The sequence below is a fragment of the Paraburkholderia lebeckiae genome, from assembly GCF_014201005.1.
GTDB classification, from domain to species: domain Bacteria; phylum Pseudomonadota; class Gammaproteobacteria; order Burkholderiales; family Burkholderiaceae; genus Paraburkholderia; species Paraburkholderia tuberum.
Map to the genome: position 1 here is coordinate 269,210 of NZ_JACHDK010000003.1, position 17,509 is coordinate 286,718.

The 17,509-nt window shown below is 62.0% G+C and carries 18 protein-coding genes and 2 pseudogenes; 3 read left to right on the top strand and 17 right to left on the bottom strand.

The window, feature by feature from the left end; translation table 11 throughout:
- Positions 1-302 precede the first annotated feature (302 nt).
- Positions 303-1,199, top strand: coding sequence for an EamA family transporter RarD (gene rarD / locus HDG39_RS07765; RefSeq protein WP_184004663.1), 897 nt, complete (start codon positions 303-305; stop codon positions 1,197-1,199).
- 1 nt (position 1,200) lies between these two features.
- Here rarD and HDG39_RS07770 read toward each other — a convergent pair whose 3' ends face one another.
- A complete protein-coding gene (locus HDG39_RS07770) occupies positions 1,201-1,728 on the bottom strand; it encodes an Mpo1 family 2-hydroxy fatty acid dioxygenase (protein WP_018423987.1) in 528 nt (175 codons plus the stop codon).
- Positions 1,729-1,855: 127 nt separating this feature from the next.
- Between HDG39_RS07770 and HDG39_RS07775 the strand changes: the two are divergent.
- Positions 1,856-2,176 (top strand): annotated as a pseudogene (locus HDG39_RS07775) (helix-turn-helix domain-containing protein); the annotation flags it as partial.
- On the opposite strand, the gene HDG39_RS07780 reads toward HDG39_RS07775, so the two are convergent.
- The 16 genes and pseudogenes from HDG39_RS07780 to HDG39_RS07850 all read right to left on the bottom strand — a co-directional run bounded on the left by HDG39_RS07780 (position 2,173) and on the right by HDG39_RS07850 (position 16,198).
- Positions 2,173-2,490 (bottom strand): hypothetical protein, encoded by a 318-nt coding sequence (locus tag HDG39_RS07780; protein WP_184004666.1) that lies wholly within the window; start codon positions 2,488-2,490, stop codon positions 2,173-2,175. The pseudogene HDG39_RS07775 and the gene HDG39_RS07780 overlap by 4 nt on opposite strands.
- A gap of 243 nt (positions 2,491-2,733) precedes the next feature.
- Positions 2,734-3,111: a hypothetical protein gene (locus HDG39_RS07785; protein ID WP_184004669.1), complete on the bottom strand. Its 378-nt coding sequence runs from the start codon at positions 3,109-3,111 to the stop codon at positions 2,734-2,736.
- Between the two features lie 148 nt (positions 3,112-3,259).
- Complete coding sequence (locus HDG39_RS07790) at positions 3,260-5,464, bottom strand: putative bifunctional diguanylate cyclase/phosphodiesterase (protein ID WP_260327582.1); 2,205 nt, start codon at positions 5,462-5,464, stop codon at positions 3,260-3,262.
- Positions 5,391-6,116, bottom strand: coding sequence for a GGDEF domain-containing protein (locus tag HDG39_RS07795; protein ID WP_184004672.1), 726 nt, complete (start codon positions 6,114-6,116; stop codon positions 5,391-5,393). Before HDG39_RS07795 ends, HDG39_RS07790 begins: the two co-directional genes overlap by 74 nt.
- 1 nt (position 6,117) lies before the next feature.
- Positions 6,118-6,513, bottom strand: a complete 396-nt coding sequence (locus HDG39_RS07800; protein ID WP_184004675.1) for a DUF1987 domain-containing protein — start codon at positions 6,511-6,513, stop codon at positions 6,118-6,120.
- A gap of 19 nt (positions 6,514-6,532) precedes the next feature.
- On the bottom strand, positions 6,533-7,096 hold the full coding sequence (locus tag HDG39_RS07805) for a SiaB family protein kinase (protein ID WP_090808073.1): 564 nt from the start codon (positions 7,094-7,096) through the stop codon (positions 6,533-6,535).
- Positions 7,097-7,108: 12 nt separating this feature from the next.
- Positions 7,109-8,224, bottom strand: a complete 1,116-nt coding sequence (locus HDG39_RS07810; protein ID WP_184005215.1) for a SpoIIE family protein phosphatase — start codon at positions 8,222-8,224, stop codon at positions 7,109-7,111.
- A 309-nt stretch (positions 8,225-8,533) separates the two neighbouring features.
- Positions 8,534-8,794, bottom strand: a complete 261-nt coding sequence (locus tag HDG39_RS07815; protein WP_184004678.1) for a hypothetical protein — start codon at positions 8,792-8,794, stop codon at positions 8,534-8,536.
- The gene (locus HDG39_RS07820) at positions 8,787-9,536 is read right to left on the bottom strand and encodes a DNA/RNA non-specific endonuclease (protein WP_184004680.1); all 750 of its coding nucleotides are present in this window, start codon (positions 9,534-9,536) and stop codon (positions 8,787-8,789) included. Before HDG39_RS07820 ends, HDG39_RS07815 begins: the two co-directional genes overlap by 8 nt.
- Positions 9,537-9,856: 320 nt before the next feature.
- Positions 9,857-10,216, bottom strand: a complete 360-nt coding sequence (locus HDG39_RS07825; protein WP_184004683.1) for a DUF3564 domain-containing protein — start codon at positions 10,214-10,216, stop codon at positions 9,857-9,859.
- A gap of 217 nt (positions 10,217-10,433) precedes the next feature.
- Positions 10,434-12,146: an acid phosphatase gene (locus tag HDG39_RS07830; RefSeq protein ID WP_184004686.1), complete on the bottom strand. Its 1,713-nt coding sequence runs from the start codon at positions 12,144-12,146 to the stop codon at positions 10,434-10,436.
- 257 nt (positions 12,147-12,403) lie between these two features.
- Positions 12,404-12,865, bottom strand: coding sequence for a GNAT family N-acetyltransferase (locus tag HDG39_RS07835; protein ID WP_184004689.1), 462 nt, complete (start codon positions 12,863-12,865; stop codon positions 12,404-12,406).
- 142 nt (positions 12,866-13,007) lie between these two features.
- Positions 13,008-13,211 carry a DUF3562 domain-containing protein gene (locus tag HDG39_RS07840; protein WP_184004692.1) on the bottom strand — a complete coding sequence of 68 codons (204 nt, stop codon included), beginning with the start codon at positions 13,209-13,211 and terminating at the stop codon, positions 13,008-13,010.
- A 233-nt stretch (positions 13,212-13,444) separates the two neighbouring features.
- Complete coding sequence (locus HDG39_RS07845) at positions 13,445-14,743, bottom strand: TAXI family TRAP transporter solute-binding subunit (protein ID WP_184005217.1); 1,299 nt, start codon at positions 14,741-14,743, stop codon at positions 13,445-13,447.
- A 179-nt stretch (positions 14,744-14,922) separates the two neighbouring features.
- Positions 14,923-15,048 (bottom strand): annotated as a pseudogene (locus HDG39_RS34930) (Hcp family type VI secretion system effector); the annotation flags it as partial.
- A 223-nt stretch (positions 15,049-15,271) separates the two neighbouring features.
- Positions 15,272-16,198 carry a LysR family transcriptional regulator gene (locus HDG39_RS07850; RefSeq protein WP_018423970.1) on the bottom strand — a complete coding sequence of 309 codons (927 nt, stop codon included), beginning with the start codon at positions 16,196-16,198 and terminating at the stop codon, positions 15,272-15,274.
- Positions 16,199-16,322: 124 nt separating this feature from the next.
- On the opposite strand from HDG39_RS07850, the gene HDG39_RS07855 reads away from it, so the two are divergent.
- Positions 16,323-17,417 carry a tartrate dehydrogenase gene (locus tag HDG39_RS07855; protein WP_184004695.1) on the top strand — a complete coding sequence of 365 codons (1,095 nt, stop codon included), beginning with the start codon at positions 16,323-16,325 and terminating at the stop codon, positions 17,415-17,417.
- The last annotated feature ends 92 nt before the right edge of the window (positions 17,418-17,509 follow it).

Sequence of the window (17,509 nt, forward strand, 5' to 3'; positions counted from 1 at the left end):
GAACCGGTAATGGCTTCGCCGGCCGCGGCGCACGAAGTTATGTTCTAGTGCATCGACGCGCGACGCGCACGACTAATTGCAGCCGACTGACGAAAAAGCGCAAGCCCATTGGCGAATAACCCGTCTAGAATGCCCGTTTTCCTACGGTTTTGCACCGCCGCTTCAGAACAACAACGCAGCGTCTGCCGCTTTGCCCGCGTGGCCGCCTGCTCACGAGACATCATATTCATGACGACAACGAACGCCGCGAGCCTGCGTCGCGCGCCGCAAGCCCACGCGTCACACCGATCCCCGAGCGCGCAATGAATCACAACGACTTCAGGCGCGGGATCGCATTGTCGGTCGGCGCGTCGGCGATGTTCGCATTGCTGTCCGCTTACGCGACGCTGCTGAAACCGCTGTCGGGCCTCGACATCTTCGCGTGGCGCATCGTGTGGACCGTGCCTGGCGCGCTGCTGCTCGTCGTGCTGCGCAAGCGCCTGCCGATTCTGCGCGCGCTGGTTGTCCAAATGATGACGCAGCCGAAGCTCGGTGCCGCGATGATCGTGGCCGCGGGCTTGCTGGGCGCGCAGCTATGGCTGTTTCTGTGGGCGCCGCTGCATGGGCGCATGCTCGAAGTGTCGCTCGGCTATTTCCTGCTGCCGCTCGCGATGGTGCTGGTCGGGCGCTTCCACTATCGCGAGCGGCTCGACGCGTTGCAGTGGCTCGCGGTCGCGTGCGCGGCGGTTGGCGTCGCTCACGAACTGTGGGTGACGGGCGCGTTCTCGTGGCCGACGCTCGTCGTCGCGCTCGGTTATCCGCCTTATTTCGTGCTGCGTCGTCAGATCAATCAGGATTCGCTTGCGATGTTCACCGTCGAAATGGCATTGCTGCTGCCGGTGGCCGCCGTGTGCATTCTTGGCGGCGGCTCGCTGCAAGCGATCGCCGGCCGCGCCGAAATGTGGTGTCTGCTATTGCCGGGCCTCGGTGCGTTGAGCACGCTCGCGCTCGCTTCGTATCTGAAGGCGAGCCGACTGTTGCCGGTCGCGTTGTTCGGCATTCTCGGCTACGTCGAGCCGGTGCTGCTCGTGTTCGTGTCGATCACGCTGCTGCGCGAAACGCTGAGCGTCGCGCAACTCGCGACCTATGTGCCGATCTGGATCGCCGTCGCGCTGACCGCGCTGCACAGCGTGCGCTTCGTTCGGTTCGCGTCGAACTGAACTACGGCGCTCGCTCAGCGATGCGCGTTGGGCCTACCTGTGCCTCGATCGCGTCGCGCAGCTCGGGACGCCAGCCGACACCGAACAGCGCTTCGGCGAGCACGAATAGCGGGCCGATCAACAGGCCGATCACGTCGTCGACGAATGCCGGCTTGCGATGTTCGTAGGCCACGTGGCCGACGAACTGGAACACCCAGCCGACCACGAACAGCCCAATGCCGGTCGCGAGCCACGCGAGCGTCGTTTGCACGGCGATCCACTTGCCGAACGCGACGCAGAGCGCCGAGACGCAGGCCATCAGCACGCCGAGCGGCACGTCGAGCGCGAGGTAGTAGACGGTCGCCGCCACGAACAGCAACCACGCGGGCGACAACGTGACCGGGAACATCCCGGCGCCAAACGACGGGCGGCTCAGCAACACCGCGAGCGCGAGCACGATCATCGGAATGCCGACGAAGTGCGTGGCGATATTGCGCCGGTCGCGATGGTAGGCCGCGTATTGCGTCAGTTGCTGCGTCAGCGTTCTCATCAGGGCCGCTCCTGTGTCAAAGTCAGCATAATCGAGGGCAGCGGATTTTCAAACCATCGGGTAGCCGACAATCAGCAACGATCGTCCACGGATACCGTCCATGACAGAGCGTTTTTCATCGAAGGAGCTTGCCGGCTTGCTCGAACGCAGCGCGAAACCACGCGCTGCGTTCGAGGCGATCGAGGAAGCCGCGCTATTGCCGGCCGCACCGCGTGTCGCGCGGCGCCTGTTGCTGATGGCGGGCGGCCATGGCGAACCCGGCGCATTGCGCAGCGTGCTGAAGGTCCCGCAGGAAGACCTGGCGATGATGCTCGCGTTGTCGCGGCAGACGATCAGTCAGGTGCTCAAGCACTTCGAGACGCAGGGCGCGTTGAAGCTGCGCTATGCGAAGATCGAAATCGTCGATGCCGACAAGCTGCGTGAACAGGCTCTCGTCGAGCGCATTTAACGCGCGCTCGGGTGGCTGACGCGACGTTTCAATGGACCGATCGTCGCGGCGGGCAACGTGGTGAGCAGCATGTACAACGTGAAGTGGAGATCTTCGCGCGCGATGTCGAGTTGCACGCGGTCCTCTTCGCGCACGGTTTCCGTGTTGACTACATAGACGCCGAGCGGCGAATGAAGCAGTGCGCGCAAGTGAGCGTGCGTCAGCGTCACGAGTAGAAGCGCACGCGCCGACGGAAACGGAATGACGGTGCTGTGTTGAACCTGCTTGCTGGCAGGTTGCGGCGATAGCTTGTCGAGCGATTGGGTAAGAGCCATGTGATGCGGCGTTCGTGCGACGCGATGATGAATTGGAACAATTCGAGAGTAGTCGTCCGCGAGTAAAGACGGTGCAAAAATTCGCGCGTCTGTCGGCAAAAAGATACGACGGGGAATGACACGCCGCATAGAAAAAAAGGCGAGTCGTAAGACTCGCCCTCCCTGAACGGCACAGTCCGGCTTCGATCAACTTCTATTTGAACAGCACCTGCATGGCCGGTCAGCGCCGAAACCGATCACGCGTTATTGCGTTTTGGTCGTGTCGGCTTGTGCGCCGTCGGCTTTCGCCGGGGCAGTGCTGGCCTCCTTCGCACTTTCCGTTTTAGTCTTCGCGGCGCTCGTTTCCACGGTGTGTTTGCCCGTGGATTTGTGGACCTTCTTCGTATGGGTGGAAGTCTTTTTCACGTGCTTTTGCGTAGCGCCTTCGGCGGGCGCTTTCGTTGCGGTCGCGCTGTCGTCCGTCGCGCCGGCTTGTATCGCGGTGCTCGCCTTCAGATTCGCCTGGCCGGCGGTCGGCAGCTGCGTGGTTTGCGCGGGTTGTGCGGCAGACGGTGCGGCCGTTTGAGCAAATGCGCTCGACACGAGCAGTGCGGAAGCAACAGCGGCGAAAAGCGTCTTCATGATGTGACTCCTGATTGAATCGGTGGATTCGTTTGTCGCGGCTGAATCATTTCAGCGCTGCCGGTTTAACGTAGGGCGGAATACAGGAGTTGACGCTGCGCTGGTGACAAAACGTAAGTAGTGCGTCAGCGCGGATACATGTTGCGACTCACAAAGCAAATCCCCGCAAAGGCGCCAGGCTCAATGAAGACGCGACCGCGGTCTTGCCGAGCAATTGCGCTAAAGCTTCCGGCGAGACCGCTGGGCTAAACAGGAACCCCTGGGCCACCGTGCATCCGTGACGGACCAGAAACTCGCGCTGGACCTCGAGCTCGACCCCTTCAGCGACGACATCGAAGCTCAGCGTTTCAGCAATCGCGATGATGGCAAGCGACAGAGCTTCGAGTTCCTTGTCTCTGCCGATTTCGCAAACGAAGGCACGATCGATCTTGATGCGGTCGACGCTAAAGCGTTTCAGATAGCTGAGGCTCGAATAACCCGTGCCGAAGTCGTCGATAGCAATGGACACACCGAGTTCGCGCAGTTCGGCAAAAGCCCGTTGCGCTTCTTCAGCGTTGCGCATCAACGTGCCCTCGGTGACTTCGAGCTCCAGCAGTTCGGCGGGCCAATGGGCATCGTCGAGTGCCGAGCGCACTACGCCTGGAAGGTCCGCGCGTTCGAGTTGAAGTGGCGAAACATTGACCGATATGCGCACGGGCGGAAGCCCCGAGCGTACCCATGCGCTCGCCTGCAGACACGCCTGCCGCAATACCCACGTGCCGATGCTCTGGATCAGACCGGTTTCTTCGGCAAGCGGGATGAAGAGGGCCGGCGAGACTTCACCGAGTTCGTCGTCGTGCCACCGCAAAAGTGCCTCGGCACCGACGATGCATCCGGTTTTCATGTCGATTTGCGGCTGGTACGCCAGGTACAACTCATTGGCTTTCGCGGCGCGCCGCAGTCGCGTCGTGAGCCGCAACTTCTCGGCGGCCGCCCTGCTCAGCTCCGGTTCGTAGAATTGATAGCCGTTTCTCCCGCGCGATTTCGCCACGTACAACGCGGCATCGGCATTTCGCGTGAGCAGTTCCGGCTGGGCGCCGTCTTGTGGAAAAGTACTGACGCCGATGCTTGCTTCGAGATAAAGCTCGTGCTCGCCGATGCGATACGGCTCGCTCATCTCGTGAATCAGCGTGTCCAGCATTTCGGTGAGTTCCTTCGCGTCGGCCCGTTCCGCGACAATGACGAATTCATCGCCCCCGTAACGCGCGACGAAATCCGTCGCGCGCAGCAGACGCTGAAGCCTTCGCGCCACGGCCTGTAGCAGCAAATCGCCAATGCGGTGTCCGAGCGAATCGTTGACGTCCTTGAAACGATCGAGATCGAGGAACAGGACGGAAACGTTCTGACCCGTCGCTGCCGCGCGTACGAGCGACTCTGAAAGATGTTCGCCGAGCAGCACCCGGTTCGGCAGATCGGTCAGTGCGTCGTATCTGGCTTGATGCTCGAGTCTTGTGAGCGAACGACGAAGATGCGCTCCGATGCGCCCGTTCCAGTGAATCAGCGAAAGCAGCAACAAGGCCGAAGCGACGCCGCAGCTCGACAGCATGCGCGTAAACCACTTCCCATCCAACGAGGATTTGCTGACGACTAAAGCGACCTTGGCGTCGGCCGCGAGTCGTACGTCGACGACCCGCTCGAGAACGCTATAGAAATAGGCGTCGATTTGTTCGAGTCTGGGGTCACCCACTGCCACACTGCCGGGATGTTCCGCGATCTTGCGCGCAAGACCAAAGCTCAGCTCGCTAAGTCTGCCGATCATGTCGTCCAGATCCGACAGCCTCGATATGCATTCCTGATTCTCGCTGCAGCTCTCGCGCGCGTCGCGCGTCAACGCGAGCAGTTCCAGCATCGGAAAGCTATATGCGGCGCGGTTGTAGAGCGGCACCGTTGCGATCGAGGTGTAGAGCGTCGCATGCTCATCGAGCATGACTTGCTGAACCTGGTCGAGGTCGTGGCGCAGCCGCCCGGAAGCCTGGATCGTCCGAAGCGAACTGTCCTGCTCGCTGCTCTGGCGGATTGCGAGGAAGGTACTCGTCGCAATGACAGCGAGAATGGCAAGTACGGCTATGACAGTACCGGCTTTGCGCGTTACTTCCTGTGCCAAGGCGCTTCCCTTTCCGTCAACCCGGCGCGGGCGAACACCGACCCGCCCGGATAGTGAATGTTTAGGTGGCTGCATGACTTGCCTCAGGGCGCTCCGGATCTGCCTGTAACGCCGCGCTATGGGTCTGCTTATCCGCCTATCGATCGGCAAATTCCACGCGGTTGCGCCCGCTTCGCTTGGCGCGGTACAGAGCGGCATCGGCGAGGCCATATGCGGTGTCGAAACAGGTTCCGACCTCGTTGATGCTGACGCCAAAGCTGGCCGTGATGCGGCGCTCGACGGGTGGAACGACCAGCGAGTCACCGATGGCTTCTCGCATGCGCTCGGCAAGAATGGCACCGCTGGCCGGTTCATGACCGGGCAGCAGCACGGTGAACTCCTCACCGCCCACCCGGCCGATGAAGCCTTGTTCCCCGACGATTCTGCGCAGACAATCGACGACCCCCGAAATGACCGCGTCTCCGGTGGGGTGGCCGTAGTCGTCGTTGATCCGCTTGAATTCGTCGATGTCGAGGATGATCATCACCGCGCTACTGATGCGCAAGATCTTGGTGGTCCGTTCGATCACGGCGCTGCGGTTCAGTACGCCCGTCAACGCGTCGTGCGATGCGCGATACGCCAACTGCTGGGCCAGCACCTGCATCTCGCGTTCAGCCCGATCGCTGCGGCCGATCAGGCGCCGTGTCTCGCGCATCAGGCGCTGGAAGTGCTCGATCAGTTCGCCCAACGACTGGCGATACTCCGCGGGGTCCGCATCGACGATCGAATGCACGGCGCGAGCCTTTGCCAGCGCGGTGCTCTCGTTCTGGAACAGATCGGGTGCGCCGCCCGAGGACACGTCAAGGGAAGGGGTCGAACGCACTTTAGTTTCCCTGCCGCGCAATGGGACGATCGGTGAACTCGATCGCGCGGAAATCGGCTTTCAGTTCTTCGCCGAATTCGGCAATGGTCTCGTCTTCCTCGTCGCGATACCAGTTCATCGACACGCGGGTTCCCGATTCCGCCGCCTGATCGAGCGCGTCGAAGATGCTGAACAGCATTTTGGTACTCGAGCTATTGAAGTACGTCAGCGCGACGTCGATAGTGATCTCGGCCCCGGCGTTCGCGGCGAGGTATTTGCGCATCTGCTCGATGATCGGCGCGTAAAAGGCGGCTGCGTTTTCAGGGTAGGACTCTCCCCTGATCGACAACGCGTGTTGGTCGAAGCGAAAATCGACTTCGGGCGACGTCGTCGTCGCGGGGATGTGTAGGTTTTCCATTGTTCGTGTGCCTTCCTGCTCAGATGATGGCCATGAGGCAAAACAGCGTGGTGCCCGGTTCGTCGGCACGCGGATGAAAAGCGAATTCAAGCGGCGCGCTCGCATCGCGCGCCATCGTCAGGAAGCCGAGCCCGGCGCCCTTGCTGTCTTTCGGAGCATCGGTGCGCAATGAAACCTTGTACGCTTGCTTGATTTCTTCGAGTGACATGTTGCGCAGAGGCTCCAACCTGCTTCGCAGGTCCTCGACTTCCGCGGTCGCGATGGGATTGACGCACAACATTACGTGATGTTCGCCGTGCCTGGAGATGCAGACCGCGCCCTCGCGTATCTCGCCTGCCCGTTCGCCACCGGGCTCCAGCGCGTTCGACGAGTAATGAACGATGTTCTGTGCCAGTTCGATAAAGGACGAGAAGAGTTTGCGGCGAGTAGGACCGCTGACTCCGGCGACTTCGAGCTGCAGTTTCACGACTTCGCCCATCGACGCGACGATGTTATGGGAGAAGTAGCCCTTGTGATAGAAGAGCACGTTGCGCCGCTGCGCGAGTTCGAAAAAGGCGCTGTCTTGTTCTAGTAGTTGGGACATTCTGGGAATTCGCTAAATGCGGGCACAGAAAAGCGTGACGTCATCACGGCGCGGTTGCTTGCCTTGCCACTCGGCGAGCGCGAGCCGGACGCGCTCGCAAATCGTCGCCGGGGTTTCGGCGCGGTTTTCGAGTATCAGGTCGAGCGCACGGCGCCGGCCGAAAGAAATGTTGCGCGGGCCGCCGATCTGATCGGCGAGGCCGTCGGTATAGATGAACAGCAGGCTACCCGCCGTGACCGGATTCGATCGCAAGGTCCACGCATAGTCGGCGCGACTGTCCACATAACCAACACCCATGCGGTCGGCGCCGATCGTTTCGAACTCCGCGGCATCGGGCGACAGGATGTGCAGAGCGATCCTCGCGCCGGCAAAATGCAGCATGCTCTCCGTGGCGTCGAACCAGAAGAGTGCGGTATCCAGACCGTCGTTGGATTGGGTTCCTTCGTCGGCACTGTTCACTTGCCCAAGCAAGCCCTTGACGTTTCGATTGACGGCCGCCAGTAGCGCGGCGGGGTCGCGCGGACCGATCTGTTCGAGCGCCTTCGACAGTGACGCCGAAGCAAGCAAGGTCATGAAGGCGCCCGGCACGCCATGTCCGGTGCAATCGGCAACAGCGCCAAACCAGCCGTTCGGAAAGGCCGCGAAATGATAGAAGTCGCCGCCGACGACGTCGCGAGGTTCCCAGACCATCGCCGCGTCGCGCAGCTTCATCGACAGGGTCTCGCTGGAAGCACGCAACATGGCGCGCTGTATCACGCTGGCGTACTCGATACTCTGCATGATCTGGCGGTTCTTCTCCGCCTGCATTTCCGCGACCGCACTGATAAGCTGCAGACCACTGCCGAGACCCGAGAAGAGTCCGTCACGTGTCACGATGAAACCATCGACCAGCGCTTTTTCTCCGGCCTCGACGGTCCTGAACGTCAGCGCTTCGATGCTCACGTCGGCGTCGACGATGAGCGGTTCCTTGTCCATGAACGCGATGCAACTCTTCTTGTCGTAAAGCTCTCGATGGAACGGCTTGCTCATTTGCGACATGAAGATATCGCGGTTGATCAGGCCGATGGGACGCTGGTCATCGATGACAGCGAGACTCTGCATGTCGCGGCGCGCCGAGAAGATCTCCATGACCACGGAGTTGGGATCTTCAACGTCTACGGATGGAACTTCCTGGCACAAGTCTCCGGCAGTGCGCGGATTACCCTGTGCGGAAGAACGGCGAAATCTCGAGAACGCAGCATGCATGGCGACGCCAGTCGATGTATGAGGAAACCTCGCACGCTAAGGTTTCTCTATGTACATTATGTGACAGAGAGGGGGCGATCCGCTCTATTGGCGCGAGATTAGAAAACTGTCGGTCGCGCAAAGGTTTGCGTGACCGACATGAGTAAAAGTTGCGATCTGCGAGGTTGCGCAAATGCAACGCCGCCGAATCCGTTATTGAAACGGGTTCTGCACGGTACCCGGTTTAGCATCCGGCTCGTCCTGCACCTTTGCCGGTAAATCCTTCTGCGCCTGCAGGCTCGCGACGATCGCATCGAGCGCTTCCTTCAGCGCGAGCGCCGCCTTCAGTCCGCGTTGATCGCGCGTCAATTCGAGCGTGCCGTTCAGCACGACACGCGTCGTGCCATTGCTGAGCGTGAGCGCATCGCCTTGAATGTTGAGTACGTCGTCGTCGTTCGAATAGGGCTTAAACACCTTTCAGTCCTCCTGGCCGCTGGTCCTTGAGGTTGTCCGGAATGCCCGGAAAGCGGATGCCCGACATCGCTTCGAGTTCGTGAATCGTGCGGATGTCGTAGCGGTTGGTCGCTACATTATCAACCACGATTGCGAAGGCCAGTTGACGCGACGGCACGTAGACGACCTTGTACAACTGGGTGGGCACGAACACGCGCGTCGGTCCGATCGTTTGCAATTGCCGGCCGGTGAACAGCGGTCCGGTGACGACGTACGTGTCGTCGTAGGCGAGTGCGATCTTGCGCACGGCTGTTTCGATGCGTGCCCACAATCGTTGGTTGTTCTGACGATTTTGCGGCACGATATTCGCGAGCGAGAACGATTGCGCCATCGCCTCGTCGTTCCACCGATTACCCGCCGGACTCATATGACCGCGATCGAAGCCGCTGCGTTTGTAGTCGGCGAGTGTCGCGCCTTCGCCTTCGGGCAGACGCGCGTCTTCGAAGAACTTGTTGGTGCGCACCATGTCCTTCGCTTCTTCGATGTGCTCACGCGTCAGATGCTCGGCAGACCACAGCGGACCGTGCGTGATACCCGAATGCAGCACCGCGAAATCGCTATAACAAAGCAGGCGCGTTTTCGGCGCCATCTTCTGATTGGTGAGGACGGGCCATTGCGCATTCGGCGTGAATCCGGCGCAGGAAGGCGCCGCGCTCGCATGAGCGGCAACGGCGAGTAACAGACAGGCAAGCCACTTCTTCATGTGTCGATGGTTCGATGAACGGGGACGCAAGTATAGCGTCGTGGCCCGCATCGAGCGGCTGCGAAATGCGAATCGAAGGAAGGGAATTTGAAACGGCAAAGGCGGCGTGCGCCGGACAAAAAAATGGGCCGCTTTGCAGCGACCCGAATGCGTGGACTTCCGAATCTACGCACGCAATCTTAAGAAGGTCTTAAGGGGTGCGCTATCGCGGTACGTTATGTTCGATTGCGCACGAACAGATTTACGCGTCCGAACAGGGCTCGCGCAATGAGCCGGAAGTTTCGACCGGAAAAGAGAAGCGCGACGAATCGCGCCAGAACTTAATTACCGAACACGCTGTTTTCAGCGCGCACTTTTTGACGATCCACCGCTTGCAAACGCCAGAAGCCGCTAGTCGCCTTGCGTGTTTGCAGCGCGGTCCATGCAGCGGCGCCTTGCGCGGCGCTCACTCGCTCCTTGCGATCGACGTGCAGACCGCGCAACGTACAGAGCGGCGCGTCGGCACTCGGTGCGCACAGCGTGGTCACGCCGTTTTCGTCGCGCAGTTCGCCCCATGGGGGCAAGTCGATCCCTTGATGCGCTTCTCTCGACCACCGATGTTCATCGGTATCGAGCCAGAGCACAGCGTAATCATGGCTTACGGTGGGATCGGAACCGTTAATCAGGATGGTCAGTCGCATATCAGTTCCGTTCATAAATTGCGAAGCGCTTTATCAGTCTAGGCGGCGCGGCGCTTTATGCAAGACAAAGGCATGACGTGCGAATGGAAAATCAAGTCGCCAAAAAAGTGTGGCGGGGTACGGTGCATGCTCCCGCGCCGCGGGGTACGCGGTCTGCATGCAGTAACGACCACATGCAGACCGCGAGCCGCGGCAAATCAACGCAGCCGAGAGGCGCTCAAGCGAGATCGAGCGAAGCGGTCAGATCGCCGAGCGGCGCGAGTCCGTTGCTTGCGAAAGCCTTGTCGCGCGCGACCACGCCATCGAGCGGCGCGAGTCCATGCACACGGCTAATGAAACGCAGAATCGAGTTCGTGTCGTACACCGTGTGATCGACATAACCCTTCTTCGCCAGCGGCGAGATCACGAGCGCGGGAACGCGCGAACCCGGACCCCAGCGATCGCCGATCGGCGGCGCGACGTGGTCCCACCAACCGCCGTTCTCGTCGACGGTGACGATCACGACCGCGTTCTGCCATTGCGGGCCGCGCTGGATGTGCTCGATCAGCGTCGCGATGTGACGGTCGCCCGAGGCGACGTCCGCATAGCCCGCGTGCATGTTCAGGTCGCCCTGCGGTTTATAGAACGTCACGGTCGGCAAACGTCCCGCGTCGATGTCGGCAATCAGGCGATTGGTCGACGCGTCGTTGCCCATGCCGCCGTCGCGCAGATAGCGGCGGCGCGCGGCGGTGCCCGGCGCGTAATTGGCAAAGTAGTTAAACGGCTGATGGTGGTACTGAAAGTCGGGCATCGACCCGGTATCGCGATGATCGAGCGCGAATTGCCACGCGCCGCTGTACCACGCCCAGTCGATGCCCTTGCCGGTCAGCCGGTCGCCGATCGTCGCGTAATTCTGCGGCGGCATCACCCGCGGGTTCGACGGATCCGCGAAAGCCGGGTCGCCGCCTTCGGCCGGACGCACGCTGCTCGGCTGATACGGCGGCGCCATCGTGTTGACTGCGTAGCCGTCGGCGGTGAAAGCGCCGTCATTGACGAACTTCGGCGGACCGTCGAGCGCCGACGCGGGCGAATTGGGCGCGAGCTTCAAACGGGTGCCGGTCGGATCGTCGCCTTCCACGACCGACACCATCTTCTTCGCCGGACTGTTGTGGATGTCCGGATAGTAGGGCGCCTGCGCCGAGATCAGGAAGATATGGTTCAGCCACGAGCCGCCGAAGGCGGCCATGAAGAAGTTGTCGCACAGGGTGTGCTGCTGCGCGAGATTCCACAGACGCAGCGTGTCGGCGGAATTGCGGTAGTGCCCCATCACAAGGCCGCCCGAATCGCCCCACGCGGCGAACTGGTTGTTGCGCCCCGCGTTGATCTGCATCTGGTTCTGATAGAAGCGATGGATGAGGTCGCGCGTGATCACGCCGGTCGGCAGCGGCGCGCCGTGCGCATCGACGATGCGGAACGGCCGGTTGCGCAGATGATCGAGATCCTTTTCGCCGATCATGTAGCGCTTGCCGTCCACTTCCTGCGCCTGCGGCACGAGCCCGCCCCAGATCGCCGGCAGCCGCGGCAGCGGCGTCTTGCCATCGCGGTCGAGCTGGACGTATTGCTCGGCGGTGACCGCGTCGAGCGGATGCTGCACGCCCGGGTAGTTGCCGTACAGGTTCGCGAAGCTGCGATTCTCCGCGTAGATCACCACGATGTTCTTCACCTGATCGTGCAGCGCAGCGTCGAGCCGCAAGTCGGCGGCGCTGCGCGGCGGCCCGTTGCCCGCGAGTCCCTCGCCTGTTTTGCAGCCGGTCAGCGCAAGGCCGAGGCCGACCGCCGCGAGGCCTGTCAGGACGCGCCGGCGTTCGGGATCGTCGGGGGCGTCGTTGGTGTTATCGATTGAATCGGGGTTGTCCAGTTTCGGCGGCAGGTGAGGATCGTGGTCGGTCATCGGTGAGTTCCGAAGGAGACGTGACGGTCGCATCGGCGCCGCTCGAAGCGGCGCGCGCGACACCGGTTACGGGTCCGCCGAGGCCGGCAGGCCTCGCGGCTTTACGGCGGCCGACGCTTCGCGCGCCAGCTGGGATGCGTGGCGTCGACGGCCAATAGTAGCCAGTGCCGTGCGTCGATCGGATGACGTTTTTGCGTCGCATAACGGTGCTGCGCCTTTCGCCGTTGATAGGCATCTCTGATGAGAAGCGCTGTGCGTTAGAGCGCTTTGCGATATACCACGAAGCCGGACTTATCCGCGACCTTGTCATAGAGCTGCATCGCGGTGTGATTCGTCTCGTGCGTCTGCCAGTAGACGCGTTGCGCACCGTCGGCTTTTGCGCGCGCATAGACGGCCTCGATCAGCGCACGGCCGACACCCTTGCCGCGCTCGCTATCGAGCGTGTACAGGTCCTGCAGATAGCAGATCGGCCCCGCCATCGTCGTATGACGGTGATAGAGAAAATGCACGATGCCCTGCAATTGCCCGGCGCGTTCCGCGACGAATGCATGCATCGGCTCGTAGCCGTCGAAAAAGCGATTCCACGTGATGTGCGTGATCTCGCGCGGCAACGCGGTCTCGCCCGAGCGGCCATAAAACGCGTTGTAGGCGTCCCATAGCGGCAACCATGCATCGAAATCGTCACGGGTGACGGCGCGAATCTGCAGCGGGGCGGACATGTGGACGGTTCCTTTGGAAAGCTGTGGAACCGCCAGCATAAAAAATTTGCGACGCGATTGTTAGCTCCACCATGCTCGCAAAATCTGGAGCCACGACGCGTGCGACAGTGCGGTGAGCCGATGCATCACCGCATGCCGCGAGTCAGTGCCTGCGATGTTGCCTGTGACGCAACTCGTTGCGGACCTTCTTCGCGGCGAACAGCGGCACGTAGTCGAACACGCGCGCCTCGTTCCGGAATTCGGCGAGCGTATCGGCGTACATGCGCGACACCGTTTCCGCCGGCGTGTCGGTTTCCTCGGCGATGCTTCGGACCACTTCGTCTATATTCGGCTCAGGCTGGGACATGGTCTCTCTCCGGGTCGGACGGCAGGCTGGATGGACGGTACGCGGGGTAGGAGTCCATTACAGGATGCGAATCGCGAGCGCGCCAATTGAATCGACCTATCGTTCGACTGATTTCACAGAGATTTTTTTCTTGCGCTGCGGCAAGCGACCATGCGGTGAGGCCGTGCGGAAAAACAACGGGTCGCGCGGTGGTGAATACCCGGGAATCGCACAGGGCTAAGCGACCGCCGTCCCTACCTCTGCACTTTCTGCGCTACATGCGCGATCCGGTCGCGCACGACGCCGATCGCCTGCTTCAGCGCGTAAACATCCTGAAAGTAGCGATACGGAATTCGGATCTGACTAGCGTTCGCGTCGATGCTTTCAATCTCCTCACTCCATTGCGCGATCTGCGCGCGAGACGGCTCGGCGTTCTTCCACACTTCGTCCTCGAGCGCCTTGATCGCGCGGTACCACACGAACAGGCGTTTCTTCATACGCGTTTCGAGCATGCGCGGCAGCGCCTGCGCGAGGCCGATCAGCAGCGCGAGGAACGGCACCAGAATCAGCAGCCGACGTTCGATCAGACTCGCGAGCCAGAACGGCAGGTAGCGATACAGAAACGGCCGGCCCGATTTGAAGTACCGCACGCTTTCGTCGGAGATCGGGAATTCTTCGGTGTTCAGGTTGGGGAACGTGCCGAGCGGCGTGAAGTAGTCCTCGCCGCCGTGCACCGTGCGCGCCGCGTCGAGCAGCAGATAGACGAGCGCCGGATGCAGCGAGTCCTTCGATACGAGCAGCGCCGTCGCCGCGAGCAGCGTGATGTCGCTGCGCGGCAGATCGTCGGCGACGCTCGTCGAGGCACGCGGCAAGGTGATCTTCGACAGCGACGGGAATTTTTGCGCCAGTGCATCGGCCTGCGCGAAGCTCATCAGCTTCAGGTTGCTGGTGAGCAGCGTGTGCTGCATGTCGGCGTCGGGCCGGCCAATGAAGAACGCCGCGTCGACCTGACCGCTTTCGAGCCCCTGGTATGCGGCGTTCGCGTCCATCTGCAGCAGCGTCGAGTTCTGACTCGTGACGCCGCTATAGCCGAGCAGCATCTGCGAGACGTTGAGCAACCCGCTGCCTGGCACGCCCATCGAAATGCGCTTGCCGCGCAGTTGCGACAGCCGGTCGATCGTCGCATCGCCGCGATAGAACACCCAGATCGGTTCGTACGACACAGCGGCGATGGTTTGCAGATTGTCGGTGTCCTTCGGACTGGTCGTGCCCGACTGGATGAAGCCGACCTGATAGGCGCTGTCCGGGTCCGCGAGCCGCTGGTAGTTTTCGACCGAGCCCGACGAGCTACGGATGTCGAGCTTGATGCCTTCGCGCTTGAGCAGCGGCGCGTAGCGATCGGCGAAGCCGCGATAGATGCCGCCGTCCGCACCGGTGGTGATGACGATCGTGCGCTGGAACGCGGGCTCGAGCACGAGCGCGAGCATCCAGCCGAATGCGGCGATGAGCACGATCGCGCCGACGCTCAGAAGACGCCTGCGCCGCCGCGTCATCGGGGTTGTCGAGCTGCGGTACAGCGCGGGGTCTGGTCTCGGCATCGTTACCCGGTTTGGTCAGGTCCGGCCTTGGTGACTAATGGGATGGAGGCGGTCTCTATTTCCTCAACTTTACGATATCAGGAGGCTTTATTCGATAGTCAGTGATGTGCATTGAAAAGGTCTGGCTGACACTGTCATCGGGACACAGGTCGGTTGGCCCTGATGTCGAAGATTCCAGTAACTACGCCGTTGCTGCCGCCTCTGGCATTTTGAACGATGTACTCCTGCTTGACCCTGGCAAAAGAGAGGCGAACCTGTTCGTGTTGTGCGGTCATCTCTACGCCCGTGATCGGAAAGGCGTTCACTCCGTGGTGGAGACGGAAGCGAGAAGACAGGTGACTCGAGGTAACGCTCGTGACACCGTCAGATCCGGCGAAGGCGGAACCATGCTCAATCAGACGACTCGGAAAGCGAGGCAAAATTGGGCCGAGGTGCTGCTCGCTCTTTGATGACATCACGGGTGCGCACGATCGCTGTGCAGCACTACGCCCCCGCCCCCACCTCACCCCCCAACTCCCGCGCAATGAACTCGACAAACGCGCGAATACGATTCGACATCTGATGCCGCGGCGAATACACCGCGAAGATATCCGCATTCGGTGTGTCGTGATCGGGCAGCAACTGGACGAGCGAACCCTCCGCCAGATACTGCCGGATGTCCCATTCCGCGCGCATCAGGATGCCGTGTCCTTCGAGCGCCCATTTGACGGCGATCTCGCCGTCGTTGGTGGTCAGCGTGCCCTTGATCCGCACCGCCTCGGTCTTGCGCGCGGCGCCGCGTCCCGAGGTCAGCCGCCACACGCCGTACGCTTCGTCGCCCTGACGAATGCCGATGCAGTTGTGGCGCGTCAGATCGTGCGCCGTGAGCGGCATGCCGTGCGCCGCGAGATACGACGGCGCCGCGCACAGCAGACGCCGGTTCGGCGCAAGCCGGCGCGCGACCACGCGCGTATCGGGCGGCTCGCCGAAGCGGATGCAGACGTCGAAGCTGTCGTCGGTAAGCGGCGGGGGCGTGACCGACAACTGCAGTTGAACCGACACCTGCGGATACCGCGCGACGAAGCGCGAGATCGCCGGCCCGATATGGCTGCGCCCGAAGCCGAGCGTCGCGTTCACGCGCAGCAAACCCTTCGGTGTCTTCTTCGCCGAGCCGAGCAGTTCGGCCAGTTCGTCGATCTCGTCGAGAATCCGCCGCGCGCGGTCGAGGTATAGCTCGCCTTCGGGCGTCAGCATCATGCGGCGCGTCGTGCGGTTTACGAGCGCGACGCCCGCGCGCTGCTCCATCTGGGTGAGGCGCTTGCTGACGGCCGCCGCGGTCAGCCCCAGTTCGCGCGCGGCCGCACTGAGGCTGCCGCTCGCGGCGAGCGTCGAGAAAAAGCCCAGATCGGCTGGCTGGACGGTGTCGCGCATCGTCTTTTCCGCGCCTTCGCATTTGTGAATGCAAGTTAAAGATGCTTTGAGTTTAGCACCGGTTTTTACCCGTGGGATCGAGCTAGAGTCCACTCACGCCATTCACCAAGCACAGGACGGAGACATGAAGACCTATCGCATCGCAACCATCCCCGGCGACGGCATCGGCAAGGAGGTCGTGCCGGCCGGCGCGCAGGTGCTCGAGGCGCTCGCGAAGACCACGCGCGCCTTCACGTTCGAGTTCGAGAACTTCGACTGGGGCGGCGACTACTACCGCCAGCACGGCGTGATGATGCCGGCCAACGGGCTCGACGCGATCCGCAACAAAAATGCGATCCTGTTCGGCTCGGCGGGCGACAAGGACATTCCCGATCACATCACGCTGTGGGGTCTGCGACTGAAGATCTGCCAAGGCTTCGACCAATACGCGAACGTGCGCCCGACGCGCATCCTGCCCGGCATCGACGCACCGCTGAAGTACTGCAAGCCCGAGGATCTGAACTGGGTGATCGTCCGCGAAAATTCGGAGGGTGAATATTCGGGCGTCGGCGGCCGCGTGCATCAGGGCCATCCGATCGAAGCCGCGACCGACGTGTCGATTCTGACGCGCGCCGGCGTCGAGCGCATCATGCGCTTCGCGTTCCGCCTCGCGCAGTCGCGCCCGCGCAAGCTGTTGACCGTGATCACGAAGAGCAACGCGCAGCGTCACGCGATGGTGATGTGGGACGAGATCGCGCTCGAAATCTCGAAGGAGTTTCCGGACGTCACGTGGGACAAGGAACTCGTCGACGCGGCGACCGCGCGCATGGTTAACCGTCCCGCGACGCTCGACACGATCGTCGCCACCAATCTGCACGCCGATATTCTCAGCGACCTCGCGGCCGCGCTCGCCGGCAGCCTCGGCATCGCGCCGACCGGCAACATCGATCCGGAGCGCCGCTATCCGTCGATGTTCGAGCCGATCCACGGCTCCGCGTTCGACATCATGGGCAAGGGGCTCGCGAATCCGGTCGGCACGTTCTGGTCGGTCGTGATGCTGCTCGAACACCTCGGCGAATTCGACGCGGCCAGGCGCGTGATGCAGGCCGTCGAAGCGGTGACCGCGAACAAAGCGCTGCACACGCGCGACCTCGGCGGCACGGCCACGACCGCGCAGGTGACGGCGGCCGTGTGCGAGTTCATCGAGCAGGCGGCGACGCCCGCGGCGAACGCGGCTTGAGCGCCGGCTTCGCGCGAACTGAACCGGACTGAGCGGAACCGCGCGCAAATGAGGCGCGCGGTCTACGCCCCGGCCACGACGTGGCCGGCACA